At 47.7% G+C, this 7,396-nt stretch carries 4 protein-coding genes; 3 read left to right on the top strand and 1 reads right to left on the bottom strand.

Going from position 1 to position 7,396, the window contains the following annotated elements; genetic code table 11:
- Positions 1-494 precede the first annotated feature (494 nt).
- Entirely contained in the window at positions 495-1,034 is a 540-nt protein-coding gene (locus QUB33_RS28390) for a Dps family protein (protein WP_333357649.1), read from the bottom strand.
- A 1,310-nt stretch (positions 1,035-2,344) separates the two neighbouring features.
- On the opposite strand from QUB33_RS28390, the gene hetZ reads away from it, so the two are divergent.
- The 3 genes from hetZ (at position 2,345) to QUB33_RS28375 (ending at position 7,155) form a co-directional block, all read left to right on the top strand.
- Positions 2,345-3,526 (top strand): heterocyst differentiation protein HetZ, encoded by a 1,182-nt coding sequence (gene hetZ / locus QUB33_RS28385; RefSeq protein ID WP_190663351.1) that lies wholly within the window; start codon positions 2,345-2,347, stop codon positions 3,524-3,526.
- The gene (locus QUB33_RS28380; RefSeq protein WP_333357644.1) at positions 3,519-4,589 is read left to right on the top strand and encodes a hypothetical protein; all 1,071 of its coding nucleotides are present in this window, start codon (positions 3,519-3,521) and stop codon (positions 4,587-4,589) included. Before hetZ ends, QUB33_RS28380 begins: the two co-directional genes overlap by 8 nt.
- Before the next feature lie 202 nt (positions 4,590-4,791).
- Entirely contained in the window at positions 4,792-7,155 is a 2,364-nt protein-coding gene (locus QUB33_RS28375; protein WP_333357639.1) for a transglutaminaseTgpA domain-containing protein, read from the top strand.
- The last annotated feature ends 241 nt before the right edge of the window (positions 7,156-7,396 follow it).

Genomic DNA, 7,396 nt, shown 5'->3' with positions numbered 1-7,396 from the left:
CTGGTGGCTGCGGGCTTTTTCATTCGTTTATTTTACCAGCTTTTGATACTTAAGTCTTTTTTGACCTGAATCCTTACGATTTATTAATGACACTTTTGCGCCACAATTTGTACGTGCTGTCAATAGAAAGTATATTAAAAATAATAGTTCCACCGCCAAGTGGATCAGGGTTAGAGTTAAAACAAGCATCAGAATCGAGTCAAGGGACGACACTTGCTATGATTGAGACGCGAACAAAAGTTCACAGAATACTGGCGTCGCAGGTATATGAAAGAATGCGATTCCACAGTTTAGGAAATCTAAAATCTAAATAAACCCAGTATGGAAAAACCCGGTTTTTTGAATAAACCGGGTTTTTGAGGAAGCTAGAGGGCGTTTAATTCCGCCTAGTTGGTCGATCGAGAATCAGGAAAGAGGGTTAAATAAAAAAATCTAAATTTTCCATTCTTCCTTCTTACTTCTTCCTTCTTCCTTCTTCCTTCTACTTAATCTCTCTAAGCATGAGAAGCTGTAGGAGTTTGAGCTTGCGGCTGCTGGCCGTCTGGCGCCAGGGATTCCCCTTCAATAAACGAGCGCAACATCCAAGCCATTTGCTCGTGCTGTTCCATCAAACCAGTCAAAAAGTCTGCGGTTCCGTCATCCTTAAACTCTTCGCCGCACTGTTCGACGTGTTGGCGGAGATTGCGAATAATCAGTTCGTGATCGTCAACTAAACGCGACACCATCTCCGTCGCTAAAGGCAAATCGCCGATATGTTCTTTAATCGAGCCATACTTCAGAAAACCCTCAGCAGTACCAATTGGATAGCCACCTAAAGTTCTCACCCGTTCGGCCATAGCATCGATATTTAGTGTTAACGCCTGATAGTGTTCTTCCCACAACTGGTGGAGCGATCGAAACTGCGGGCCCACTACATCCCAGTGATACTTTTTCGTTTTGATTAACAGCAGATAAGCATCTGCCAGGTCGTGATTCAATAGTTCGATAACGCCTGCACGTTGCTCGTCAGATAGACCTATGTTTAACTTACGCATTGAAAATTGTTCCCTACAACTCTAACTTTACATTTATTAGAACAAATTTCGCCAGCCACTTACATCAACCCAGAGGACGATCGAAGACGATCGAACTTTAGTAAAATATCGGCATTTCAGGTTCAAGTAATCGCAATATAGATACCCTTAGATAGATGCAATGAAACTTATTGTTCCGGATCACCTTTGCTTGGTGAACACAGCGATTGGGCCGCCGGTGATTTCCCGCTCAATCCTGCTAGAGAAAAAGGCTGGACTCTGATAGGCCGTACAAATCAAGGAATTTCTGCGGAAGTTAAGCAACATCCCACCGGAGGTTAACCAACATCCCACACACTTAATTGTACGGGCTGCTTTAAACGAGGCATAAGGAACTGGCAATTAAATATAACCCTGTTATCCTACAAGGCTAGGAAACAGATTTTCGGACATGAGCGGTTCTGATCTGTGTGATTGGGATGCTAGAAATGATATTTAGTCAAATCGTTAGATAGACGTTCAAGGATTTTGTCAAGAAACAGACGGGCGATCGCCGTCGAGACTTTATGGCAAAAGTGGCTGAAGATTACTTTAATGGTTTAGCTCCGAAAGTATAAATATTTCTAGGATGGAACCCTTGATAGTGTTCCAATCGGCTTACATGAACAAAGATAATCTGGGGTTTGTTAAATAGCGATCGACCGAATCAAGAAGATGTATATAATGACCTGTGATGGAGCCTGTAATCGCCGATCGTCCTTGCTCAACCCTCGATACTAAATTGAGCCAAGCAAAAGTTTGTTCAACCAAGGCTCTTTTTTTCCGTAAAACAAAGCCTTGGATGTTGCGATCGTAAAACCACCTGAATCATCCATCCCAAGCTATCCATCACCGATTTGAGAAACCGTTGGCCACTGTCACCTCGATCGACTCTACCAAATACAGCCACGCAACCCTTTGTCCCATCTAGTAGACCACCGGGAGAAACTGCGTGTTCGCTTCACCTTCAGGAACACTTGCGCTGCTGTGACCCCCACAGCACTAAGCCGAAGCTATCAACGGCAGTGTCGCGTTTTCGGCCCGCATGAAGGCTTTGTCAAACCCGACACTCTGATGAAGCATCGTTGCAGTGGCAAGTGTTTAAACCTAGTTTTTGGCGGATGGCGCGTCCAAGACAGATAAAAAAAGCAGTCCTCTGTGTTTGCGCGAAGGAGGAGAAAGAGGGCATTGCAGTTTGTCTTATCTGGGGAATACGGGGTAAAGTAGCGGTAGGAAAGATTTATCCATACTTTTACTAACTGTGCTACTTTCATTGTTAGCTGTAAACCATCATGCGGGAAATCTGCCAGAGCGTGGAAACCATATTTCAACTGCTGTTAGACGAACTCAAAAAGTCCACTCGCGCGTCTGAGCAGAACTGCCAAGATGTAGCAGGGCGACTCGCAGCAGAAGTCAACAGGATATGCACTGAAAGCCAGCGGATTCAAGCCTCCGGAGATATAGAAGGTTCAGCCCAGAGCCTCGCTCAGCACCGGTTGCAACAATGCCTCCACTATTACAATTTAGGCTCCGGGCCCGGGCGAGTAGAATTGCACAGTACCCTCAGCGCGATCGTCTATCGCTACATCACTCCTCCGCAGGTGCAGTCTAGCTATCAGGCGCGAGTAGAACTGATCAAAGATTTTTTGCAAGGATTTTATCTCGAAGCTTTAAAGGCATTTCGGCGCGAAACCCAACTGCCACCTACCTACAGTCCCCGCACTCGCTTAGAACTAGCAGAGTACATGGCCTTTGTAGAGCGCTTCGGCAAGCGGCGCATTCCTTTACCTCGGAACCGGAGCCAGCAACTAATTATTTTACGGGCCCAAACCTTTTCCCAGCAGCAGCCCAAAGAAACCTCGGTAGATATGGAACAAGCCGCCGACGGAGGGGCTTCAGATTCCGACCAAACTTGGAACGATACCTCGGTGCACTCCGTGCGGGAAGCGATGGCCGGACAGGGTTCGGCGGCAATTCGTCCCCTAGGCGACGAGTCAGAATCTCTGCGGCAAAACGTGATTGACGAATTAGTCGCTTACTTGAAAGAGCGCAACCAACAAGACTGCGCCGATTACTTCGTGCTGCGCTTGCAAGACTTGCCGACTAATGAAATAGAGTCGCTTTTGGGCATAACTCCCCGCCAAAGAGACTATTTGCAGCAGCGCTTCAAGTACCATCTGCTCAGGTTCGCCATGTCGCACCGCTGGGAGCTCGTTCACCAGTGGCTGGAAGCAGACTTAGACCGCAATTTGGGTTTGCTGCCTTCTCAGTGGCAGGCGTTTGGCGAGCAAATTGGTCCAGAGGGACAGCGTTTGCTAAAGTTGAAACAACAAGGTCTGTCAGAGTCAGCGATCGCGCAAAGCCTCGGCAGCACGGTAGCCCAGGTACAGAAACGGTGGTTTAAATTGCTGGAACTTGCCTGGGAATTGCGAAATCGTTCAGATTCCGGAGAAGGGGCATCTAGTGATGAATAACGAAACGAACAGGGATGCAGAGGCTTTCGATCGCCATTTTTTAGACTGGATATTGCAGGCGCCGATCGCGAATGCCTCTAACGAAGATGAGGAAAACCTCAATCAGTCTCCTGGCTCAGAAGAGTGGGGCGACACAGAAGAGAATTCCGGGGTGGAATACTGGGAATGGGACGAACCAGACCCGCTGGACTATCAAGTGGGGGCGCACAGCAATGCACCCGCACAACCGCAGACAATTGGAGAAATACCGACCGTGCAAGACCGTTTTCAGACCTTGTTAAAAGAAAGGCTTAGAGCCGAAATTGAATCTAACCCGCCGCTGTTCCCCTGGGAAACAGAATTCAAAAGCTACGACCACGATTACCCAGACGATGTAGCCCCGCAATGGGTTCCCCCCCTACACCTCTGGACTCCCCAACTACAAAATATCAGGTGGGGCCGCCTGCCAATTCCGATCGCCCAAGGGGTTTTTGCTCAACTGCTAGAACCTTGTCAGGAACTGGTAATGTCGTCGCTGCGGCAAGGCTCGAAGTTAGTTCGCGCTGTAGATGGCTTATTTCCGGGCCAGTCTCAGGAACTCAACGAATTAGCTGGTTTAGTGCTCAGAGGTTCTTTGCGGGGACTTCTAGATTTAGAAGATTTCCCGACTTACGAAGCGGCGAGTACCGATCAACAAATGGTGCTGTCGCTGTTGGCCGCCAGGGAAATCATTGAGTCTCTAACTTTGGATTGTCCTGTGAATCAGCCTCCGGTTTCGCGGGAGTGGCTGACGGGTTTGGGTTCGCTGACTCTGGAGGCTCAATACCTCTCGAACCGCAACAGAGAACAGCCAATGCCGTGTTTAAGAGTTGAGTGCGAATTCCCAGGGGCAGGAAGTTTGGAACTCAAGGGAGGGGATGCCGAAGCAACTGCACATCGTCCAAATTCCGGGCATTTAAGTGTGGAGTTGTTTGACCCACAACCGAACAAAACTTATGCTCTAGAAGTTCGATTCCAGAACTTCGAGACCCGACCTTTGATGTTTGCTATTCGTCCAATTTTAACCGGACAAGATAGCAACTAGAAAGGTCTAGTTAGAGTAAATAATTTAGGTTTTACTCGCTGGTTTGACCTCACACAAAAACAAATGCAATTCCTCGACTACTGTCGTGGAAAGCCAAAAATTTTAGATCTTAGTTCAAGCCCCCAGATTCATCGGTGGAGTCAATCTAAAATCTAAAATCTCCAATCTACAATCTACTGCTAGTTGACTTGGATGGGTGCACATGACAACTGATAACCTGCGAAATATACCTGTTTTGGGTAAGCTGTGGGAGCAGATTGAGGCCATGCCTCCGCCGGTGATTGAGGATTCTTTACTGCTGCGAATCCTAGTTCAGTTGTTGGTAATTGTGGGAATTGTAGCTACTGACGTTGCTGCTGAAGAAGCCCAGAACCTGTGGGCTGTGCCTGTTAGTATTGTGGGAGCAACTTGGAGTTGGTATCGCCGCCGCGATCGCAATGTAGCTGCTAAGTTCTGCATAGCTATTGGAATGCTGGTGGCGCTGTTCGCTTTTTTTAGCCGCTTGGTGGGAGAATTGAATGATACGCGGTTAGTTTTGGCGCAACTGTTAATCCAACTTCAAGTGCTGCACAGTTTCGATTTGCCCCGCCGCAAGGATTTGGGCTATTCGATGGTAATCGGGCTAATTTTGTTAGGGGTAGCAGCGACTCTCAGCCAAACCTTGACTTTTGGGCCGCTGCTGTTGCTGTTTTTGGCTTTAGCGCTTCCGACTTTGGTGTTGGATTATCGATCGCGCTTGGGATTCTCAAAGGTAGAAGATAGAAAGCATTCGGTAGAAGGTAAAGAGAAAAAAAATAACTGGTCGCTATTTGCTGCTACTTTATCCCCAAAGTATTTTGGTTGGCTGCTGCTGATAACTGTCGGGTTGGGGCTGACTATTTTTGCGTTTTTGCCACGCCTCCCTGGCTATCAGTTGCGGACTTTTCCGGTGAGTGCTCCTATTCAATATCAGGGGGAGTTTGACTCGCGCAGCATTCTGAATCCAGGGTATGTCAGAGGGGGAAATGAAAAAGGGACTGGCGGAGGAAGGGGGAGAAACCCAGACAAAGGGCCAGGAGAGGTAGACTCTACTTTTTATTACGGTTTCAACCAGCGCATCAATCAAAATTTGCGGGGCGAAATGAAACCCCAAGTGGTGATGCGGGTGCGATCGCAGGCTGCGGGTTTTTGGCGGGTGTTGGGATTCGACAAATACACCGGTCAGGGTTGGGAAATTTCTCGCAACGAACAAGCTCAAAAGCTGACTCGACCTCGCTGGTCTTATCAATTTTATCTGAATCCGTTTCCCAATGCGCCTCGCACTCAAGAGGTGATTCAAAGTTATACTATTGTTGCTCCAATGCCGAACTTGATTCCGGCTTTAAACAAGCCGAGGGAACTTTATTTTCCGAGTCCAGAGGCGGCGATTGATGCGGAGGGGGGTTTGCGAGCGCCTGCGGAATTGGGAGAGGGTGTGACTTATACGGTGATTTCTAATGTCCCTTTTCGCGATCGCTCTTTGTTGGGGAAAACTGGTACTAATTACCCGAAAAATATTCGCAACTTCTATTTGGATGTGCCGCCGGAAATTGCCCAGAAGGTGCGAGAAAAAACTGAAGAAATATTGGCTGCACGAACTAGAGTATCTCAGTCGGACAGACCGATCGATTCTCCTTACGAAAAAGCTTTGTATTTGGCTCAATATTTAAAGCAAAATCCGAATTACAAAATAGAAAAAGCCTTGCCTTACTTAGAAGAAGGTGAAGATTTAGTCCAGGCTTTTCTGTTTGGCTACAAAAACACCCAGGACGGCAAAAAAGTTACAGGTGGATATCCCGACCACTTTTCGACGGTACTGACAATTATGCTGAGGTCGGTCGGGATTCCGGCGCGGCTGGTGGGCGGTTTCGATACGGGAGAATTCAACCCGTTTACTGGTTACTACGTTGTGAAAAATACCGACGCTTTTTTGATGACGGAGGTATATTTTCCTAATAATGGCTGGTTTGCTTTTAATCCGATTCCCGGTTATCCGCTGATTCCGGCTTCGGTGGAAGACAATCAGACTTTTAGTGCGCTGCAATCGTTTTGGCAGTGGATCGCGGGTTGGCTACCGACTCCTCTCAGAAGCGGGCTGGATTCAGTTATAGGTTTTGTAATTGGCTGGATCAGCTTGATTGTGGGCTGGTTTGTGGGACAGTTTGCTAAGGGTTGGGTGGGGTTATTTACTGGCTTGATTGCTGCGATCGCCTTTGGCTTTATTGGCTGGTTAATTTGGCAAGTGTGGCGCAAGTGGCGTCACCGCCGCTGGCTGGCGAAGTTGCCGCCGGTGGAGGGGGTTTATCAGGAAATGCTGAAGGATTTGGCGAGTAGGGGATTTGCCAAGCAGAAAGCTCAAACGCCTTTGGAGTATGCTGAGGCTATGCGCGGTAATCATGCAACTGATGAAGCTGAGGTGATTGATGAAGTTTCGCAGGCTTACGTGCGGTGGAAGTATGGCGGCGAAGCGGGTAATTTGAACCAGTTGCGGCAGTTGGTGGAAAATTTGAGGCGATCGCACTTGAAGAAACTCAAAAAGTTAAGATAAAAATCGGCGATCGAAATCGCTTCTACACAAGTAGGAGTTACGGAGAAAAACCTTCATAACCGGGTTTTTTGCCCCGTTAAAGGGCTGTAACGCCTCTTCTGGGCAAAAACTCGGTTTCTGGGTTCCCATGCGTCATATCAAATGCGGTGGCATCGGAATTGATATTATATCATGTCCGGGTGCTTACCCATAATTAAGCAGCAACTGGAACTTGAGGCCACCAGTGAAAGTTTGTTAAACC

Source organism: Microcoleus sp. B3-A4 (genome assembly GCF_036705385.1).
GTDB lineage: Bacteria > Cyanobacteriota > Cyanobacteriia > Cyanobacteriales > Microcoleaceae > Microcoleus.
Note: the sequence above shows the minus strand (reverse complement) of the source record. Positions and strands in the feature narration are given on the sequence as shown.

Coding starts and splice junctions, on each gene's coding strand:
- QUB33_RS28390 (WP_333357649.1), bottom strand. CDS start 1,034: ATGCGTAAGTTAAACATAGGTCTATCTGACGAGCAACGTGCAGGCGTT.
- hetZ (WP_190663351.1), top strand. CDS start 2,345: ATGCGGGAAATCTGCCAGAGCGTGGAAACCATATTTCAACTGCTGTTA.
- QUB33_RS28380 (WP_333357644.1), top strand. CDS start 3,519: ATGAATAACGAAACGAACAGGGATGCAGAGGCTTTCGATCGCCATTTT.
- QUB33_RS28375 (WP_333357639.1), top strand. CDS start 4,792: ATGACAACTGATAACCTGCGAAATATACCTGTTTTGGGTAAGCTGTGG.